This is a genomic window from Marinobacter sp. es.042 (genome assembly GCF_900188315.1).
In the GTDB taxonomy this organism is placed as follows: Bacteria; Pseudomonadota; Gammaproteobacteria; order Pseudomonadales; family Oleiphilaceae; genus Marinobacter.
In genome coordinates this window covers 3,627,605-3,647,069 of sequence record NZ_LT897781.1, presented here as the reverse complement: position 1 = coordinate 3,647,069, position 19,465 = coordinate 3,627,605, and the positions used below count along the sequence as shown (strand labels likewise).

The following is a 19,465-nucleotide window of genomic DNA, read 5'->3' as shown; positions in this document are numbered from 1 at the left end:
GGCGTCGGGCCCGGCCACGGCAACGTGAGCCGGGCTTTTTATTGCCGGAGACATTCACGTCTCCACAAGCTCCGCCTTGGAAGCAACGCTGTGTCGCAATAGATCACGGCGCCATTGAACGGTTTCGCTGGGCAGCTCCCCAAAATGCTCGCGGTACATGGCGGCAAATCGGCCAAGATGCGAGAACCCCTCATCCGCAGCGTACCAGGAGATGTGTGGCACCTCACACTGACAGTCAACCAACCGCTCCCGAACCCGGGTCAAACGAGCCCTCTGATAGAACCGATAAGGCGTAATACCCGTTTCCCGCTTCATCAGGTAGTAGAGATTCCGCTCGCTAACACCTGCGTAACTTGCCAGTTCCTTGAGGTCGAACTCCCAGGCAGGATCCCCCATGATTTTTTCGACCACTCGCTGCAAACGGCGGTCAAGGGTGCGTTCCGAACACACAGCTGCCTTCCGGGGTGTCCAGGGCGTTTTCATTGTATCGAAAAGCCGATTTGTTAATCGTTTCGCCTGGACATCATCGCGGACAAAGTGCAAACGGTCGAGGTAACAGTTGATCATGACTTCCAAAATGGATAACCAAGCGGTGGACGATCGCAGAAGCGAATCATTCAGAGCACCATTGTTTGGTTTCAAGATGATGACTTCAGTCTTGGGTGCCAAACGGAGTTCAAACCTATCCTCGGGACGCGCAAGGAACAACTGATCCAGGCTGTCCCACCCTCTACCTTGAATGGCTATTTCGGGCTCGCCGCCCCCCGGAAACAGGAGTACCGGATCCGAGCTTCTGCAGCCCGAAACGTCCATGCTCTTACCGGCTCTCAGCGAGATCACATGCCCAAGCTCACTCTCAAGCACCGATATGGCACCGAGCCGCCCGTTGCCCGACTGGAGCCGGCAAAGTATGTCGTCACAGCCAGACAACTCTCGCAAAGCGGCGAGCCATTCATCCAACGAAGCATTGCTCAGTCTCAGGTATGCGTCCAGAGCCGACTTTCGAGATATTGGTCCCATAAATTCCTGCGTGGATAGATTGGCTCACTTCTATCGAAGGCCGCGCCGTTCCACTAGCCACATTTTGCAAGACCTTAAGTATTACAAGGTTATTTGCTGTTATCTTGATATTGATCAATAAGATCGTCGTGCCATGTGTTCCAAGGAGCCGGTCGAGCCATCAGGTAGCCCTGGCCCCGGTGACACTTCAATTCGCGCAACTTGCTATGCTGCTCACTGTTTTCTATGCCTTCCGCTACCACCTCCAGATCCAGCGCATCTGCGATCGCCAGAATGGCCGAAACGATACGTGAATCCCCGGACTCGCTCCCCAGCCGATGGATGAATCGTCGATCGATTTTCAGCACCTGAACCGGCAGTGTGTGCAAATAGGCCAGAGATGAATAACCGGTCCCGAAGTCATCAATTGCAACAACTACGCCTTGTTCACCGAATTCGCGCAGCTTGTCCAGGCATTGGTGGGACAGGTTCATCAAATGGGTTTCGGTGATCTCGATTTCGGGCGACCAGCCAACCATTCGGATTCTCTCAAACAGGGGATTCAACAGAGCTTCAAGACGGGAGTCCGTGATTTGTCGGGCCGAAATATTAAGAGCAAGTCGCAAGCCACGGAGAAATGAGGCGGGGAATTCGGAGAGATCCGATTCGATGCAACGGACCAAGTGCTCCGTTAGCTCGTGGATATGGCCTCGCTGTTCCGCGATCGGGACAAAATCGGCAGGTGAGACGGCACCTAATTCGGGGTGGGTCCAGCGCAGAAGTGCCTCCAGCCCGGCCATCTTGCCGCTATCGAGGTGGTACTGTGGCTGGTAAACAACCGCAAACTCCTCCGGTGCCGTTTTCAGTGAAACAATTAGCGCCTCGGATAGCAGCTCGGCCTGCCGACCCTGTTCGGTGTCGATCGCATCGTAAATCCGGAAACAGGCCCGTCCCGCAAGCTTTGCTGCGTACATGGCCCGATCAGCGTTCTGCAGAAGCTCGGATGCCTGACTGCCATGGTCGGGATAAACGGCGGCGCCAACAGATGACGACAAAAAATACTCGCGATGATCGACGATCACTGGTGCCCTGAAGCTATGAACCATCCGCTGACACACGCTCTCGAGGTCATCATCATTCCGCAGCTCGATAATAGCGGCGAATTCGTCACCCGACAGGCGGGCCACAACATCCCCGCGGCGAAGCACACTCTGGATACATAGAGCTGCCTGCTGCAAAACCCGGTCACCACAATCATGTCCATGCAAATCGTTTACGGACTTGAAGAAATCCAGGTCGATATAGAGCACCGCAAACGCCTGACCCTCCTGTGCCCTCTGAGAGACACGTGCCTTCAGGAATTCCTGAAACAGCGCGCGATTGGGCAGCTCGGTCAACGGGTCGTAATAGGCCAGCGAGGCGAGGCGCTCATCGTCAGCCGTCATATCACCGACATCCATGAAAACGCCGGCGTAAAACCGATGGTTTTCGTGCTCAACCGGATAGATCGTCAACCACTGTGGATAAGTCTCGCCGTTCTTGCGCCGATTCCAGACCAGTCCCTCCCAGCGCCCCTTATGACCAATGGCCCTCCACATAGCTTGATAGAACTCGCGGGAGTGAAATCCCGAGCTGAGCACAGAAGGGGGTTGGCCAAGCACCTCGTCCGACCGGTAGCCGGTGACTGAACGGAATTTCTCGTTCACGTAAAGAATCCTTGGCTCCCTGGTTGCCAGCATGATGGCTTTTGGGTGGTTGTCGACGAGAGCCCTGAAATCTTGTTGTTGTAATGCCTGCATGCACTGCTCACTCCTTTTTAGCAGCCCCTGAATCATGTCCGATCAGTTCCGCCTACCAGCATAAGCAGTATCTGTCGCCAACCTAGCCACATATTGCAAAAGACGAGAAACCGTTAGAGAAACGGCAAATAGATGAACAGATTTTCATTTATTGCAATAACCGGATATCCAAGACGAAAGAACGGGTTGATAGTAAGCTGACAATGAGAAAAACACTGACCCGTGCAAGGAAACGCCATGCGAGTCAACGAACCGGTCACTCAGAAAGAACAGTTTTACCCGGACCACTACCACCTGATCACCACCACCGACCTTCGCGGGAAGATCACCGCCGCCAACGAAGAGTTTGCCGAAGTCGCTGGCTATACGATTGACGAACTGGTCGGCCAGCCCCACAACCTGATACGGCATCCGGACATGCCGTCGGGGGCATTCGAAAATCTCTGGCAAACCATTAAATCCGGAGAGTCATGGCGGGGTATGGTGAAGAACCGCTGCAAGAACGGCGATCATTACTGGGTGGACGCTTTTGTTACGCCAATTCGCAAAGACGGCGAGATCGTTGAGTTCCAGTCTGTTCGCACACGCCCCCGACCAGATCAGGTTGCCCGGGCGGAGAAACTCTATTCGGCCTGGAAGCAAGGCAAAGTCCCCCGCAGATACCTTGCAGTCAGTCCGCCCCTGGCTTTGAAACTCGGTTGCCTGTATGGACTGCTGGCGGTCGCCCTGCTCTGGTTCGGCCTGTCAGAGCTTGCCCTGTCCCATCTAGTGATATTGCAAGGGCTGCTGCTGGCGGTATTCGCGGTACTGGTCTGGCTCACCCTTCCTGTGATGCGCAACGCCAGATCGGCTTGTACCGAGACCCACCCGGCCATGCCCTGGATCTATACCGGACGCAGGGATGAAGGTGCCTGGATCGAATTCGATCGCCAGAAACGGAATGCCGTTCTTCGGGCCGTTTCCGCCCGCATGCACGCCAATGTGGGCAAGCTCCACGGCCGGAAACAGCGGACCGTCGAGTGGGTCGCCAACTCTGTGGCCAGCATCCGCAGCCAGCAAGGTGATATCCAGGACATAACCCGTGCTTTCGAGGAGCTGGCGGAAAGCGTGCGGCGGGTCAGCGAACTGACCGCACGGACCCATGACGCAACGGACGACGCGCGCCAGTCAGCCAACCAGTGTCGCGGACAGATGACATCCATGAATCAGTCCCTTTCCGAGCTCGGCGGGCAGCTCTCTGTGGCCAATGACCGCATGCAGGCGCTGTCCGAAAAAAGCGATGCCATTGGCATGGTTCTGGATGTGATCTCCGACATCGCCGAGCAGACCAATCTGCTGGCTCTCAATGCCGCCATCGAAGCGGCGCGAGCCGGCGAATCAGGTCGCGGCTTCGCCGTGGTTGCCGATGAGGTTCGGGGGCTGGCCCAGCGAACCCACGAATCCACTCGCAAGATTGATGAGATGATTGCTGCCCTGCAGAGCGAAACCCGTGAGGTGGTCGAGGTGATCAACAATGGCACCCAATGCTGTCAGCAAACGGCAGGCATCGCCAATGAGGCCAGCGAAACGCTGGAAGCGACCCTCAGAGATGTGGATCTCATTACGTCCTGCACCCATGAGGTAGCCGGCGCTACGGAACAACAGGCGGCCTTGAGCGTTCAGGTGGAACGTCAGGCAGCACGGCTCCTGGAACTCGGTAACCGCTCGGTCGAGAGCAGCGAAAACGCTCGGGAAGAGTCGGAACACCTCGGCAATAACGTGGATCAGGCCCAGTTGCTGACCAGCCATTTCCTGCAGATGCTGTGTGACCGACTGTTGCCGGCGCCAGAATCCAGGAAGCGTCAGCGATTCCCCGAGCCGACACAATAGGGTAGGCTGGCGATCATCCCTCAGAGCAACCGTGGAAGATCGCTGAGACCGTGACTCTTGGAACCCTGTTCTGGCTATTCGTGGCCGGATTCGCTGTCTGGTACTGGTGGCGCGCCAAAGCCATCAAGGATTTCGTGCTCCAGGCCGCGCGTCGCTATTGCAAAAGCATGGACGTGATGCTGCTGGATGATGCGGTATTCCTCCGTGGTCTCTGGTTCAAACGCGACGATCAAGGGCGGATCCGAGTCTGGCGACGCTTCCTGTTTGATTTCACATCCACCGGTGAGGAACGCTACACCGGCCGTATCATCATGCTGGGCCAGCGCATCCAGCATATGGAGCTGGAACCCCACCGGTTTTCCTGAATACGCAGCCTTCCTGTCCTCACCCATTTGGGCGATTCCTGATCGCCCATGACATACCAATAATCGACAACGCATCGACGACCGTCGGCTGCCTGATGCAGCCGTCAACAAAAACAAAAGGAGTCACACATGCGTATTCGATTTACCACAGCAGTTGTGCTGGGGCTGGCCTTGCTGTCCGCCTCATTTTCAAGCCACGCCGGCTACACCCAGACCCGCCACCCGATTGTCCTGGTTCACGGTGTCACCGGGTTCAACACCATCGGCGGCCTGGTGAACTACTTCCACACCATCCCCTGGAATCTTGAGCGCAGTGGCGCACAGGTCTATTCCGCCAGCGTGTCCTTCGTCAACAGCAGCGAGCAGCGGGGCCAGCAACTGGCGAACTACGTCAGCAGCCTCGGCCATTCAAAAGTCAACCTGATGGCCCACAGCCAGGGCGCGCCTACCTCCCGGGTGACTGCAGCCCTGATTCCTCACCGTATTGCCTCAATCACCTCTATCGACGGCGTAAACAAGGGCTCCAAAGTGGCCGATGTGGTCCGGGGAATCCTTCCGCCGGGTAGCTATGTCGAAGGCGGCGCCAACGCCATCGCCAACGCCCTGGGCGATCTGATCAATGCCTTGTCCGGAGCAGACAACCCGCAGAACGGGCTGGCAGCGCTGGAGACCCTCACCACACCTGGCACAACCAGCCTGAACGATGCCCTTGGCTGGAAAGGCGTGAACCGGAATAGCTGCGCCGGAACCAGCGAGGATGTCTGGATAGACGGCAATCGCATCAAGTTCTTTTCCTGGACTGGCCGGGGTGTGTGGACCAATGCGTTCGATATTACCGACCCGTTCCTGGGTATCACTTCACTGGCCTTTGGCAGCGAGCCCAACGACGGGCTGGTAGGCGTCTGCTCAACCATGATGGGCCGGGTGATCGGCACCCACTACGATATGAACCACGTGGACGCCATCAACCACCTTCTCGGAGCCCGTTCTCTGTGGACCAACCCTGTCACCCTTTACCGCACCCAGGCCAACCGGCTCAAAAACCGCGGCCTGTGAGGTGACCATGAAGCGGACATCCATCGAAGCGCGTCGGTGGCTGTTCCCGGGTGCACTGGCGGCCGTCCTGGTCGCCGGTGCTCTCTGGTATAGTCTTGCCGGAACAGCCCAGACAAACGCCGAAATTTCGGCTTCAATGCCATCGTCATCCGCGGCCCCGGCGAAGTCGCCAACGCCAGCATCCGAACACAGCGCCAAACCGGTCCCGGAAGAGCCTGCTTCTGGACAGGAGCAGTCCCGAACTCCTGATTCTCTCGGGCCGACCCCGTTTGCGGCGTCTCTATCAGGGACACAAATTGACGGCGCCCTGACAGCCGATGACAACGGCGAGCTGGTTATCAATCTCCGGGTGCGTGACTTTTTCGATTACTTCCTCAGCACGGTTGGCGAGGTGACTCCGGAAACAGCCATTCAACAGATCGAAACCATGGCCAGGAACCACTTGCCTGGGCCCGCTTCCACACAGGCGCTGGCGCTCCTCGATGAGTATCTCGCCTATAAACAGGCGTCACTTCAGGTCCTGCAAACCCGACTCGACCCAGCCCGAACGGGGGATCCGGGCTATCAGCTGACGGCGCTGGGCGATGCCCTGGCACAGCTGAAACAACTGCGCGCCAGCACCTTCAGCCCCAATGCCCACCGGGCTTTCTTCGGGCTTGAGGAGGCTTACAGCGAATACACACTGGCGACACTCGCCATTCAGCAGCGCACAGACCTGAGCGAGCAGGGCAAACAGGCACTCGTAAAGTGGCACCGCAATCAGTTGTCCGAGCAATTGAGGACAACTGAACAACATCTTCATGCGAGCAGCCGACACCAACAGGCCCGGACAGCCGCCATTGAATCTGCCTCGTCTCCGGAAGCCGCCGGCAGGCAACTGGAAGAGCTTGGCGTGGATCAGGACGATGTCGAGAGCGTCGTAAAGTATCTCAAGCAGCGTGAGCGCTTCGACCAGCGCTTCGATGCGTTCCGGGAAGCGATGGAACGGGAGGAATCCTCGGGTCTGGCCGAGGCCGACATACAAAAACAGCAAGAAGCTCTGCTGGAACAGCATTTCCCTGATGAGCAGGACAGAACCTGGGCACGGCTGAAAATGCTCGGTAACGGCTGACCGGAATGTGCTCGGGTTCGCGAAGCCAGTCGGCCGGGGCGGATACAATCCAGAAACCTGCCCGACACTGGAAACGGCCATGACAACCGAGCAGATCAGACAGCAACAGGCCGCCGGGTTTCGGAACCTGCGCTTTGCGCCCGATCTGGAGCAGGCTTACCGGCGAACCCGGTCCGGACTGATCCGACAGCGAGCCCGGCCCGTTTCAGTGGCCGGCCTGTTCCTTTTTTTGATCTACGCGGTTATGGATGCACTGACCCTGCCGCCAGAACTGGCTCAGGTCACGGTCTCCATCCGGCTCGCCGTCACCTGCCCGGTGATTGCCTCAGTTGTCTGGCTCGCCTACCGCGCGTCTCTCTCGGACAGGCTCTTCGAGCGCATCTATACCCTGGCCTACCTCGTAGGTGGCCTGAGCGTGGTCGCAATCATTGCCGCCGCGCGACAGGTTGCCTTTCCGCTGCCCTACGAGGGCATGATCCTGATGCTCATGTTCGGATACTTTGCCATGGGACTGCCGTTCTTCAGCGCGTCCATGGTCTCGCTTGTTCTGATCGTCGGCTACCTTCTGACCGAACTCGGTAGCGGTATGTCCGGCTCCGACATCGCGACCAACCTGTTTTTCCTGACCACGGCCAACCTTATCGGCATGGTTGGCGCCTGGACCAGTGAATACCGCCACCGAGCGCACTTTCTGGACCGTAAGCTTCTGGATCACATGCATCAGGCGGCCCGCGACGAGAGCCGGCGAAAAACCGAACTGATCACCGCAGCCAGCCATGACCTGCGCCAGCCTCTGAACGTGATCGACATAACGCTGGAAAGCCTCTCGCCAAGCAAAGAGGGGCCCGCAGCGCACCCCGCCACCCAACAGTTAAGGGACATGATTCGTCATCTCCGGCGCCTGCTGGGCACCGTATTCGACAGCGCACGGCTCAACGAGGGCATGGTGCAAGCCGTTATCCGACCGACCACACTGAGCCCGGTATTCCGGGACCTCAACGATTTGCTGGCGGACTCGCTTGGCAATAACAAGATAGAAGTTCGGATTGATCACCCGGGTAGTGATCTTCAGGTTATGGCCGATCCATCACTGTTGTCGCGGATCCTCCAGAACCTGATATTCAACGCGGTGCAACACAGCGGCGGCACTGCCGTTACCCTGTCAGCAAAAGCCATGGGCTCACATGTGTTGCTGGAAGTCACGGATAACGGCATCGGCCTGCCATCCGGGCTGGCGGATAACCTGTTCTCACCCTACGTGAGAGGCGCAGGCCCCAGTGAGTACCCGGGCCTGGGACTTGGCCTGACCATTGTTCAGGAATTTGTTGCGCTGATGCGAGGAGAGTGCGGCGCCGAGTCGAGGTCTGGCGGGGGGGCTGTGTTCTGGGTCCGGCTTCTCGCGGCCGTCACAACCACCCACGAGCCCGGGCCAGATTCACGCATTCTGTCCGGTTGTGAACACCAAGCTGGGTAAAAATCGCCTTGAGATGGGTTTTCACCGTGTGCTCCGTCAACTTCAGGCTCTGGCAAATCCGTTTATTGGGAAAGCCCTGGGCCAACAACAGGAGCACGTCCATTTGCCTTGGGGTCAATGACAGACCCGGTGCCACAGGATCGACACCGCCGGGGAAATAACTCTCACCGCGGCTCACAGAGCGGACCATGCTCACCAGCGCCGACCGCCCGGCAGATTTCGCCAGAAAGCCACTGGCACCGGCTGCCTGCGCAGCTCTTACCGTGGCTTCGTCTTCACTACTAGAAATGATCACCACCGGAGGTGGCTCCCTGTGGCTTGCCAGCCTGGGTAACAAAGCCAACCCTGTTTCGCCCTGCAAAGCGATATCGAGCAGGATCAGCTGAAAATCGTCCTGACGGACCAACAAATCCGAGGCGCCCTCAACGGTGCTGGCGATCACAACGGATTCGGCCAAGCCTTCCTGACGGATCAGGCCCGCCAACCCCTGGGAAAAAAGGGCATGGTCATCGACCAGCAACACCTTCTTAATGGGAACTGGTCGTGCGCCCGCAGCATGGGCCTGCCCGGCTTTCGATGTTATGGCATCCATGGATGTGCCTCTGCCCGCTGTGTTTATTTTTGTTACGGCGGATGCGTCACTATAGGCCAGCCGACCGCTGCGCTCCGCGCACTGCTTAACATTTTTTTACAGGGACCTGCGGCCTTGCGTCCCAATGTGTAGGCAGTGAAACACAAATGTCATATTTCTGAAGCATCCTTCCAGCTTCTCAACCAACTGTCTGGTAAGGGTTTTTCGAAAGATGCCGCGATTCACACGGATGACTGCAACACTCCCGGGACTGCTACTGCCCACTCTTATGGCCTTTCAGGCCCAGGCCTATGACCTGGAAATTCACGGTTCCAATACCGTCGGCGCGACCCTGGCGCCAATGCTGGTTACCGGCTATCTGGAAGAGCATGGCGGCGGACAGGTCGCAGCCAGGGGTACGGGCGTGGAAAACGAAAAAATCCTGCGAGCGCCTGTGAACAATCGGGCGGCCGAGGTGCTGGTCGCGGCGCACGGATCAAGCACCGGCTTCAAGGCGCTGGCGTCCGGCAAAGCCGACATCTGGGCCTCTTCCCGCCCGGTAAAACCGCAGGAAGCAGAGCAATTTCGCGCCCGGGCGGATCTCACTACGCCCGAGAGCGAGCACGTTATTGCCATTGATGGCCTGGCCATTCTGGTGCATCCGTCTAACCCCGTAAGCAAAATGAGCATCGAAACCCTGGGCCGCGTATTCTCCGGGCAGATCCGGAACTGGTCTGAACTGGGCGGCCCGGACCGCCCGATTCACCTCTACGCCCGGGATGACCGTTCCGGGACCTGGGACACCTTCAAATCCCTCGTCCTGGGAAAACAATTCAAGCTGGACAGCAACGCCAGGCGCTATGAATCCAACGACCAGCTGTCGGGTGACGTAAGCAGGGATCCCTCGGGAATTGGTTTCTCGGGCCTCGCCTCAGTGCGTAACAGCAAACTCCTGGCGATCTCGGAAGGCAATGCCCCGGCGCTTCACCCCAACCAGCTCACCGTTGCCAGCGAGGATTATCCGCTGTCACGACGCCTGTTCATGTACACGCCCGGGAGTGACGTCCCGCCACTTTCCGCAGGTCTGATTGGCTTTGCCCTCGGCCAGCAAGGCCAGGCACTGGTTGCAGAGTCCGGATTCATCTCCCAGAATCCCATCGCGGTCAAGCCGGAATTCGACGAATCGGTGCCCGAGAGTTTTCGCCGCCTGACCAGCAACTACCATCGCCTGACAGTCAATTTCCGTTTCTCCGAAGGCCGCACCAAACTCGACAACAAGGCCCGCCGGGACCTACAGCGTCTGCAGCAGTACCTGACCCAAAACGAGCGCTCCGCCGACGACCTGTTACTCATCGGATTCGCCGACACCCAGAGCCATGAATTACGTGCCCAGATGATTTCCGAGCTCCGGGCCCTGTCGGTCCGCAAGGCTCTGCAGGAAGTGAACGTGCCGGATGTTGCCTACACGGGTTATGGCCAGTACATGCCGGTGGGCGGCAGCGGCAGCCCGCGCAATGGTCGGGTGGAAGTCTGGATCAAATCCCGATAGCCGAGACCAAAGTCTGAGGAAAAACTGCGGCAATCACCTATCCGCCACGACATCACAGATATGTTGGGGTTTCCTATACTGACGGGGTCATTTCGAACCAACAGACAGGGACAATGGACATCCAAAACGACCACCGTTACGCGATCAACCTGAACGTCCGGGGTATTCAGCCCTCGGCCACCCTTCGAATCAACGAGCTTAGCAATCACCTCAAATCCGAGGGCAAGGACATTATCAAACTCGGGCTGGGGCAGTCCCCCTTCCCGGTTCCCGATCGCGTGGTGGAGGCGCTCAAGGAGCACGCCCACGAAAAGGACTATTTGCCGGTAAAAGGGCTCAAGGGCTTACGCGAGGCAATCGCCGGCTACATTCGTCGCAGTGAGCGCATGCACTGCACCTGGGAAGACGTGCTGATTGGCCCGGGCTCCAAGGAACTGCTGTTCATACTGCAGCTGGCCTACTATGGTGATCTGCTGATCCCGCGTCCTAGCTGGGTTTCCTATGCCCCGCAAGCCCGGATCATCGGCCGCTCGGTTCACTGGCTGCCAACCCATGCCGAGAACAACTGGCAGCTTACCGCCGAAGAGCTGGATATCATCTGTCGGGATGATCCCTCGCGGCCCCGGATTTTGATCCTGAACTACCCGTCCAACCCCACCGGCTGTACCTACACCGACGACCAGCTACTGGCTATTGCCAATGTGGCCCGAAAATACCGGCTAATCCTGCTCTCCGATGAGATCTACGGTGAAGTGCATTTCGAGGGCAGGCACAAATCCATTGCCCGGTATTACCCGGAGGGCACCATCATCAGTACCGGCCTCAGTAAATGGGCAGGTGCCGGCGGCTGGCGCCTCGGTACATTCATTTTCCCCCGGGAACTGAGGCCGCTGCAGGACGCCATGGCCATCATCGCCAGTGAAACCTACACAGCGACGAGCGCACCCATCCAGCACGCGGCCATTGCCGCGTTCAATGGCGGTGACGACATCGACGAATACCTCAAACAGTCCCGTCGGGTGCTGAAGGTTGTTGGCGAGTACATGCATCGTCGACTGAGCGACATGGGCGCGGTGGTCCAGAAACCGGAAGGTGCGTTCTACCTGTTCCCGGACTTCTCCGGTTTCCGGGAACAACTGGCCAGTAAAGACATCAAGACCAGCCAGGCCTTCTGCCAGGCCCTGCTGGAAAACACCGGCGTGGCCATCCTGCCGGCCAGCGATTTTGGCTTCGTGCCGGATCACCTGGCGGCGCGCCTGGCCTTCGTCGACTTCGAAGGCGCCGAGTCCCTGGAGCTCGCCGGCGGCGACTATGCCGAACAGGAACTGGGCGACGACTTCGTGAAACAGGCTTGCCCGCGGCTGGTCACCGCCATGGACAAGATGGAGCAGTGGCTGAACAGCCTCTGATCCGGCCGTGTTAGACTGGCGCCCTCATTCTCTTACGGGATATCTACGGGGGCGCCATGTCTGATTCAGTTTCTCTGCTCGAGATTACCGACTTTGCCGAAAACCTGGCCCGCGAGGCCGGCGAACTGATTCGCCGCGAGCGGGACAGCAACACCCTGCGCACCGACTACAAGCACCAGACCGAACTGGTCACCCACGCCGATGTAATGGCCGACGAATTCATCACCGGCGCCATCCGCAAGCGCTTCCCCGGCCATCGAATTCTCTCGGAAGAAACCATGCCGGACCTGAGCCAGGCCGAAGAGCTGGATACCCCACTCTGGATCGTGGACCCCATCGATGGCACCGTGAACTACGCCTATGGCCATCCTCAGGTCGCCGTCTCCATTGCCTACGCCGAAAAAGGTCGAGTCCAGGCCGGTGTGGTGCATGCGCCGTTTCCCGGTGAAACCTTCAGGGCAACGCGCTCAGAAGGCGCGACTCTCAATGGCCGCCCCATCCGGCACAGTGGCGCGACGGTTCCGCGCGACTCCCTGTTCGCCACCGGTTTCCCCTACACCAAAGACGCCCTGGAACCACTGGTCAAACGCCTGGATGCGATGATTCACCAATGCCGCGACCTGCGCCGTATTGGTTCCGCGGCACTGGATATCTGCTGGGTGGCCTGTGGCCGACTGGATATCTACTATGAAAACGTCAGCCCCTGGGACTTCGCCGCCGCCCGCCTGATCGCCCTGGAAGCAGGCGCCACCGCTGGCCATTTCAGTGAAGTGCCTGAGGGCTACCCTGCCGACCTCTGGGGCCGCGATATCCTGATTTCGGCCCCGGCTCTTTGGGAGCCTGTTCGGTCTATCCTGCGGTCGGCCTCGGGGTATGACTGATTAGGCCTGTGCTCGCCGGTAGATTTTTGGCCGTAGCCTTCCAGCTTTGGGGCTGGCACGAAATGGGAACCTTCTTCCCGGAACCGCTACGAGCACATCCATGTGCGCTTGGCGGTTCCGTAAAAGCCCCACCCAACGGCGCCAGACTCCCAAGCCTTCAGGCTACAGAATTTAAAGCAGCCGACTCCAGACTCAACCCCAAACACCCTCGGCAACCAACCCCCAACTCTCGTCGAAGTCAGTGGAAGGCAATCGCGAGAACGACGAACGGATAAACCGCTGAATCCGGCCCTCAACAAACACCAGGACAAAGTCCGCGCCGCGAGCAGACGTCGTCCGGGGCCGCAGGCCCTGGCGGATTTCGCCTTCTTTGAGGGTTTGCCGCACCTGGGTTTCCAGGCGCTCGAAGAACTGGGAGGCACGCTTGCGCAAGGTGTCGTTCTCGCCCATCAGCGCGTCTCCAGTCAGCACACAGCACAGGCCAGGGTTGCGCTCGGCGAACACCAGCACCAAATGCACCAGTTGTTGAAGGCGAACCCGCACGTCCTCCTGCTCTTGCAGGATTACCTGGCAGCGAGAGAACACGGCCTCTTCGGCAAACTCGATAAGCGCCTCGAACATTTTCCGCTTGCTGGGAAAATGCCGATACAAAGCCGCTTCGGTAACGCCCACGGATTTGGCGAGACCGGCGGTGGTGATACGGGCGCCCGGATCGGTCTCCAGGAGTTCCACAAGAGCATGGAGAATCGCCTCGCGGCGACTGGGTTTCTGGTCAGTCATGGCAGGACAGCAGCGCTCTGATTTATCGTTTTCGGGGCCGGTCGTTCAGCGCCGGCCCTCGGTTATATTGGAACAAGGGGTCAGATGAAAGCCTTCATCTGACCCCATTTTCAGCTTTTTCAGAAGAAGGTGCCATCAATGGGCGAGGATGCGCTGGCATAGAGCTTCTTGGGCATCCGGCCCGCCAGATAGGCCTCACGACCAGACTCAATGGCCAGGCGCATGGCATTGGCCATTCGGATCGGGTCTTTGGCTTGGGCAATGGCGGTATTCATCAGTACGCCGTCGCAGCCCAGCTCCATGGCGATGGTGGCATCCGACGCGGTGCCAACACCGGCATCCACGAGCACCGGAACATTCGCATTCTCTACGATCAGACGGATGTTATACCGGTTCTGGATACCCAGGCCGGAACCGATCGGGGCACCAAGGGGCATGATGGCCACACAGCCCATTTCTTCCAGACGCTTGGCCAGCAGCGGGTCGTCCGAGCAGTAGACCATGACCTTGAAGCCGTCGTTGATGAGCTCTTCGGCGGCAACCAGGGTCTCGGTCATGTTCGGGTAAAGGGTTTTCTCCTCGCCAAGGACTTCCAGCTTCACCAGGTCGTGGCCATCCAGAAGCTCGCGGGCCAGCTTGCAGGTACGGACAGCGTCTTTCGCGGTATAGCAGCCCGCCGTGTTGGGCAAAATGGTATAGCTGCTTGGGGAAATCACATCCAGCAAGTTCGGCTCATCCGGATTCTGGCCAAGGTTGGTCCGGCGCACCGCAACGGTAACAATTTCGGCAGCGCTGGATTCGATGGCATGGCCGGTTTCCATCATGTCACGGTATTTGCCGGTCCCGACGAGCAAACGGGACTGGTAGACCCGTCCTGCAATTTCGAGCGGTCTGTCTTCTGGAAGCTGGAGTTCGGATGTCTCTGTCATAGTGTTCCTGAATCGTTTGTTACGGGAGGATGGGAACCGCCGTCATGGGTGGGCTGGGCAGACTGTTCAGCCACCGCCAATGGCGTGAACGACTTCTACACGGTCGCCATCGCTCAGGGTAAATTCCGGGTGCCGGCTTCGTGGCACTATGTCCTCGTTAACCTCAACCGCAAGCCGCTTGCCGGCCAGCGCCATCTTTTCAATCAGCGTGGCAATGGTGGCGCCACTCGGCAGCTCCATTTGATCGCCATTTACCTGAACCTGCATCGTGACTCTTGAACCTCTGTATTCTTCACTTGTTCCGGCGGAGACCGGAGGTTATTAACAGCGCCCAGCCCACCATGAAACACAACCCACCAAGGGGTGTGATCGGACCGATCCAGCGGATGTCTGTCAGCACCAGAAGGTAAAGACTGCCACTGAATAACAGAATGCCGGCCAGGAAAAACCCCGCCGACCAGGCCATTAGCTTTCTGGACAGGCCCTGTGCAGCCAGCAATGCCAGCAGAACCAGCGCAATGGAATGGTACATTTGATATGTGACGGCGGTCTGGAAAACTTCAAGGCCCCGCTCACTGACCAGATTGCGCAGCCCGTGTGCACCGAAAGCGCCGGCCATCACCGCGACCAGGGCCAGAAAAGCTCCTGCCACCAGCGGTAACCGAAGTATGCCGCTTCTGGCCGGTTGTACGGACTCAACAGTCACAGTGGATCTTTTCTCCCGAATCCAGGTTCATCATGGTCAGTGCGCCACCCCAGACACACCCGGTGTCCAGGCCGACAAAACGGTCACTGCCGGTTTTTCCTTCCAGGGCTGCCCAGTGGCCAAACACCACCCGTACATCGTCATTGCGGGAAAAATGAAACCACGGCTGGTAACCTTCCGGCGCGCTGTCGACGCTTTCCTTGGCCGCCAGCTCCAGAGAGCCATCCTCGGCAATAAAGCGCATGCGGGTGAAATAGTTGGTAATGACCCGCCAGCGGTCCATTCCCTGCAGGAACTCGTCCCAGCGCTCGGGCTGATTGCCGTACATATGGGTAAAGTATTCCTCGGCGGCTTTGCCCCGGATCACGGCTTCAACTTCCCTGGCACACTCCATTGCCTGGCTGACCGTCCAGATATGGGGCAAACCGGCGTGGGTCATCACCAGATTCCGGGCCGGGTCGTGAACACAGAGATTCTGCTGACGGAGCCAGTTAACCAGCCGCTCGTGATCCGGAGCGTCAAGGATATCGGACAGGGTGTCTTTGCGGCGCGTCTGATGACCGCCCAGGGACACCGCCAGCAGATGCAGGTCATGATTGCCAAGCACGACGACCGCCGAATCCCCAAGGCTCTCGATATATCTCAGGGTTTCCAGCGAGGACGGGCCACGGTTGATCAAATCGCCGGCCACCCATAGACGGTCACGGGAGGGAGAGAAATCCACTTTCTCCAGGACATCCCTGAGACGCTCGTAACAGCCCTGAATATCGCCGATCGCGTAGTCAGTCATCACTTACCTCGTTTGCCGGATTGGCTGCACCCTTCTCCGTAAAAAGCAGGTCGGCAATCGCCACATAATCGGCCAGCGCGAGGTTCTCCGGTCGCAGACCGTCATTGATGCCAAGGCTCCGGAGCTGTTCGGCCGACACCATACCGCCCAGTGCCTTGCGGAGAGTTTTCCGCCGGGCGTTAAAGGCTGTGCGGACCACAGCCTGAAGTGTCGTCAAATCCTTCGCCGGGTGTGGCAGGGTCTTGTGAGGCACCAATCGGACAATCGCCGAATCCACCTTGGGCGCCGGTCGGAAAGCGCCGGGCCCAACTTCAAACAGCGGCTGAACCCGGCAGAAATACTGGGTCATGATGCCAAGACGCCCGTAATTGTTGTCACCCGGCACCGCTGCCATTCGTTGAACCACCTCTTTCTGCAGCATAAAGTGCATATCCTGCACAACACCGGCCTGGGACAGCAGGTGGAAAATCAGCGGTGTGGAAATGTTGTACGGCAAATTACCGATGATCCGCAGGGGGCGATCCACCATGAGCTGGCTAAAATCAAACTTGAGCGCGTCCGCCTCGTGAATCCGGAATTCGGGGTAGTTGAAGAACTTGGTGCGCAGCACCGGAATCAAATCCCGATCCAGTTCCACAACCTGGAGCTTGGGGTTCACCGCCAGTATTTCCTCGGTCAGTGCGCCCAGTCCAGGGCCAATCTCCACGATGGCGTCATCGGGTTTCGGGTTAATGGCGCGGATGATCTGCTCTATGACCCCCGGATCATGGAGGAAATTCTGGCCAAACCGTTTTCTGGCCTGGTGGCCGGCTTTGTTGCTCACGAACGGGTCTCTTCAATTGCAGATTTGCGACAACGAGCCATTTGCTCGCCTACCTTCAGGGCCGTATGCAGACTGCCGGCATCTGCCCGGCCGGTGCCAGCCAGATCCAGAGCCGTACCATGATCCACGGATGTGCGCACGATCGGCAGCCCCAGGGTAATGTTCACCGCACGCCCAAAGCCCTGAAACTTCAGCACCGGCAGCCCCTGATCATGATACATGGCCAGAACCGCATCGGCCTGGTCGAGCCAGTGCGGGGTAAACAGGGTATCCGCAGGTAAAGGTCCGGTCAGAGAAATGCCTTCGGCACGCAGAGCCTCCAGGGTTGGCTCGATGGTGTCGATTTCCTCCCGACCAAGGTGACCACCTTCGCCGGCATGAGGATTCAGGCCGGCCACCAGTATCCTGGGCCGGGCAACACCGAAGAACTTTTTCAGATCAGCATCGAGAATTCGCGTTACCTGAGTCAGGCGCTCCGGGGTAATGGCGGCGGATACGTCCTTGAGCGGTAAGTGGGTGGTAACAAGCGCAACCCGCAACTCCTCGGTCGCCAGCATCATGACCACACGATCCACACCGCAGAGCTCCTGCAGGAACTCGGTATGGCCGCTGAACGCAATGCCGGCATCGTTGATAACGCCCTTATGGACGGGCGCCGTCACCATGCCGTCAAAATCGCCGCTGAGGCAGCCGTTAGCGGCGACTTCCAGCGTTCTGAGCACATAAGCCCCGCTGCCAGTATCCAGTGTGCCCGGTTCATGATTGGCACAACCATCCACATGCAGAACCGACAGCAGGCCTGCCTCCATTTCCGGCGACTCTCCGGGCTGCCAGGCACGCAGTTCAACCGCCAGATTCATTTGCTTCGCCCGGGCCTCCAGCAATGGCCGGCTGGCAACCACCACCACACCTGCACTCCGGGCCTCAAGAGCCAGTTGCAGGCACAACTCCGGACCAATGCCGGCAGGTTCGCCGGCGGTAAGTGCCAGCACCACGGGTTTACTCATCAGGAGACTGGCTCTTCTTCGGCCGGTTCGTCCTTGGCGTACTCCCCCTTGAACTCGATAAAGGCCTCATCGCGGATCTCCTGAAGCCAGTTCTGCAGTTCGGTCTCGAACTTGCGGCGATAGATGGCCTGTCGGGCCTCGGCGTCGCGCACATCACCGCTGATGTCTTTCTGGCGGCGCTCCTGAACCTGGAGGATGTGCCAGCCAAACTGGGAACGGAACGGCCCGCGCAATTCGCCAATATCAGCATCGAGCATAGCCTGCTCAAACGCCGGCACCATCTGGCCCGTGCTTACCCAGCCCAGATTACCGCCATCGGAGCCAGACACCGGATCATCGGAGTACTCTCTGGCCAGCGCACTGAAGCTGGCTCCATCCTGAAGCTGCTGGTACAGATCCCGGATCACGGTTTCAGCCTGGCTGTCCGTCGTTGCTTCCGATGGCCGAACCAGGATGTGTCGAACACGGTGCTGCTGGATCATCTGCTGCTGCTCGCCGCCGCGCTTGTCCATCACCATTACCAGGTGGAAGCCACTGTTGTTTTCCAGGACGTCTGAAGGCTCACCCACCGGCAACTCCGGCACGACCGGAGCAACCAGAGACGGCAGCTGACCCTCGGCACGCCAGCCCATATCGCCACCTTCCAGGGCATTACTGGCATCAGACTCGGCAACAGCGACTTCGCGGAAATCACGGCCATTGGCGATCTCGCTGCGCAGCCGCTCGGCTTTCTCTCTGGCGGCATCCACCTCCGCCTCATCAGAGGGGTCGTCTACGCTTACAAAGATGTACGCCAACCGGTACTGAGCGTTGCTCCCCCCACGGGCCTCCAGACTTTCCAGATAGTTTTCCACTTCCCGATCGGTCACACGAACCCGGTTGCCGACCTGGCGCTGCTGAACCCGGCTGGTCAGCATTTCCTTGCGGATCTGTTCGCGGGCCTGGTTGTAAGTCACGCCTTCGGCTTCGAGCTGGTTTTCAAACTGCGGCAGGCTCATGCCATTGCGTTCAGCAATGTTGGCCATGGTTTCGTTCAACTCGTTATCGCTGATGCGCATACCGGCCCGATCTGCCATCTGCATCTGGATCGATTCGGTGATCAGCTGGTCAAGCACACGCTCTTCGAGGACCTGCCTTGGCGGCAGGGCCGTGCCCTGTGCACTGAGGCGACTGGTGATGGTGGTGATTCGGGCCTCCAACTCGGTCTGAAGGATGACATCCTCATCGACGATGGCCACTACCTGGTCCAGCAACTTACGCTCGGCCTGAACAGACAAGGGGGCCAGGACGGCTAGAAGAACCAGTAACGCTTGTACACCATGGCGAAGGGTCGCCTTCATAATCACC

General features: G+C 58.7%; 19 protein-coding genes. 8 read left to right on the top strand and 11 right to left on the bottom strand.

Going from position 1 to position 19,465, the window contains the following annotated elements; translation table 11 throughout:
• Positions 1–54: 54 nt before the first annotated feature.
• Both CFB02_RS16770 and CFB02_RS16765 read right to left on the bottom strand, forming a co-directional pair.
• Complete coding sequence (locus CFB02_RS16770; RefSeq protein ID WP_088558917.1) at positions 55–1,020, bottom strand: AraC family transcriptional regulator; 966 nt, start codon at positions 1,018–1,020, stop codon at positions 55–57.
• Between the two features lie 89 nt (positions 1,021–1,109).
• On the bottom strand, positions 1,110–2,798 hold the full coding sequence (locus tag CFB02_RS16765) for a putative bifunctional diguanylate cyclase/phosphodiesterase (RefSeq protein WP_088558916.1): 1,689 nt from the start codon (positions 2,796–2,798) through the stop codon (positions 1,110–1,112).
• A 237-nt stretch (positions 2,799–3,035) separates the two neighbouring features.
• On the opposite strand from CFB02_RS16765, the gene CFB02_RS16760 reads away from it, so the two are divergent.
• The 5 genes from CFB02_RS16760 (at position 3,036) to CFB02_RS16740 (ending at position 8,673) form a co-directional block, all read left to right on the top strand.
• Entirely contained in the window at positions 3,036–4,667 is a 1,632-nt protein-coding gene (locus CFB02_RS16760) for a PAS domain-containing methyl-accepting chemotaxis protein (protein WP_088558915.1), read from the top strand.
• Between the two features lie 50 nt (positions 4,668–4,717).
• Complete coding sequence (locus CFB02_RS16755; protein WP_008173344.1) at positions 4,718–5,032, top strand: DUF3301 domain-containing protein; 315 nt, start codon at positions 4,718–4,720, stop codon at positions 5,030–5,032.
• Positions 5,033–5,161: 129 nt separating this feature from the next.
• Entirely contained in the window at positions 5,162–6,088 is a 927-nt protein-coding gene (locus tag CFB02_RS16750) for an esterase/lipase family protein (RefSeq protein ID WP_088558914.1), read from the top strand.
• A 7-nt stretch (positions 6,089–6,095) separates the two neighbouring features.
• A complete protein-coding gene (locus CFB02_RS16745) occupies positions 6,096–7,199 on the top strand; it encodes a lipase secretion chaperone (protein WP_088559284.1) in 1,104 nt (367 codons plus the stop codon).
• Between the two features lie 79 nt (positions 7,200–7,278).
• The gene (locus CFB02_RS16740) at positions 7,279–8,673 is read left to right on the top strand and encodes a sensor histidine kinase (RefSeq protein WP_088558913.1); all 1,395 of its coding nucleotides are present in this window, start codon (positions 7,279–7,281) and stop codon (positions 8,671–8,673) included.
• Here the strand turns inward: CFB02_RS16740 and CFB02_RS16735 are convergent.
• Positions 8,606–9,265 (bottom strand): response regulator, encoded by a 660-nt coding sequence (locus CFB02_RS16735; protein ID WP_088558912.1) that lies wholly within the window; start codon positions 9,263–9,265, stop codon positions 8,606–8,608. The genes CFB02_RS16740 and CFB02_RS16735 overlap by 68 nt on opposite strands.
• A gap of 229 nt (positions 9,266–9,494) precedes the next feature.
• On the opposite strand from CFB02_RS16735, the gene CFB02_RS16730 reads away from it, so the two are divergent.
• The 3 genes from CFB02_RS16730 to CFB02_RS16720 all read left to right on the top strand — a co-directional run bounded on the left by CFB02_RS16730 (position 9,495) and on the right by CFB02_RS16720 (position 13,083).
• On the top strand, positions 9,495–10,793 hold the full coding sequence (locus CFB02_RS16730) for a substrate-binding domain-containing protein (protein WP_227519265.1): 1,299 nt from the start codon (positions 9,495–9,497) through the stop codon (positions 10,791–10,793).
• 113 nt (positions 10,794–10,906) lie between these two features.
• Positions 10,907–12,202: a pyridoxal phosphate-dependent aminotransferase gene (locus tag CFB02_RS16725; protein WP_088558910.1), complete on the top strand. Its 1,296-nt coding sequence runs from the start codon at positions 10,907–10,909 to the stop codon at positions 12,200–12,202.
• A 56-nt stretch (positions 12,203–12,258) separates the two neighbouring features.
• Positions 12,259–13,083, top strand: coding sequence for an inositol monophosphatase family protein (locus tag CFB02_RS16720; RefSeq protein ID WP_088558909.1), 825 nt, complete (start codon positions 12,259–12,261; stop codon positions 13,081–13,083).
• 192 nt (positions 13,084–13,275) lie between these two features.
• Here the strand turns inward: CFB02_RS16720 and slmA are convergent, their stop codons facing one another.
• From slmA to CFB02_RS16680, 8 genes are all read right to left on the bottom strand, one after another.
• Positions 13,276–13,863 (bottom strand): nucleoid occlusion factor SlmA, encoded by a 588-nt coding sequence (slmA, locus tag CFB02_RS16715; RefSeq protein WP_008173360.1) that lies wholly within the window; start codon positions 13,861–13,863, stop codon positions 13,276–13,278.
• A gap of 119 nt (positions 13,864–13,982) precedes the next feature.
• On the bottom strand, positions 13,983–14,792 hold the full coding sequence (locus CFB02_RS16710) for a thiazole synthase (protein WP_088558908.1): 810 nt from the start codon (positions 14,790–14,792) through the stop codon (positions 13,983–13,985).
• Between the two features lie 66 nt (positions 14,793–14,858).
• A complete protein-coding gene (thiS, locus tag CFB02_RS16705) occupies positions 14,859–15,059 on the bottom strand; it encodes a sulfur carrier protein ThiS (protein WP_008173362.1) in 201 nt (66 codons plus the stop codon).
• 25 nt (positions 15,060–15,084) lie between these two features.
• Entirely contained in the window at positions 15,085–15,444 is a 360-nt protein-coding gene (locus CFB02_RS16700) for a DUF423 domain-containing protein (RefSeq protein WP_088559283.1), read from the bottom strand.
• 43 nt (positions 15,445–15,487) lie between these two features.
• The gene (locus CFB02_RS16695) at positions 15,488–16,288 is read right to left on the bottom strand and encodes a symmetrical bis(5'-nucleosyl)-tetraphosphatase (protein WP_088558907.1); all 801 of its coding nucleotides are present in this window, start codon (positions 16,286–16,288) and stop codon (positions 15,488–15,490) included.
• On the bottom strand, positions 16,281–17,111 hold the full coding sequence (gene rsmA, locus CFB02_RS16690) for a 16S rRNA (adenine(1518)-N(6)/adenine(1519)-N(6))-dimethyltransferase RsmA (protein ID WP_088558906.1): 831 nt from the start codon (positions 17,109–17,111) through the stop codon (positions 16,281–16,283). Before rsmA ends, CFB02_RS16695 begins: the two co-directional genes overlap by 8 nt.
• Positions 17,108–18,118, bottom strand: coding sequence for a 4-hydroxythreonine-4-phosphate dehydrogenase PdxA (gene pdxA, locus CFB02_RS16685; RefSeq protein ID WP_088558905.1), 1,011 nt, complete (start codon positions 18,116–18,118; stop codon positions 17,108–17,110). Before pdxA ends, rsmA begins: the two co-directional genes overlap by 4 nt.
• A complete protein-coding gene (locus tag CFB02_RS16680) occupies positions 18,118–19,458 on the bottom strand; it encodes a peptidylprolyl isomerase (protein WP_088558904.1) in 1,341 nt (446 codons plus the stop codon). Before CFB02_RS16680 ends, pdxA begins: the two co-directional genes overlap by 1 nt.
• Positions 19,459–19,465 lie beyond the last annotated feature (7 nt).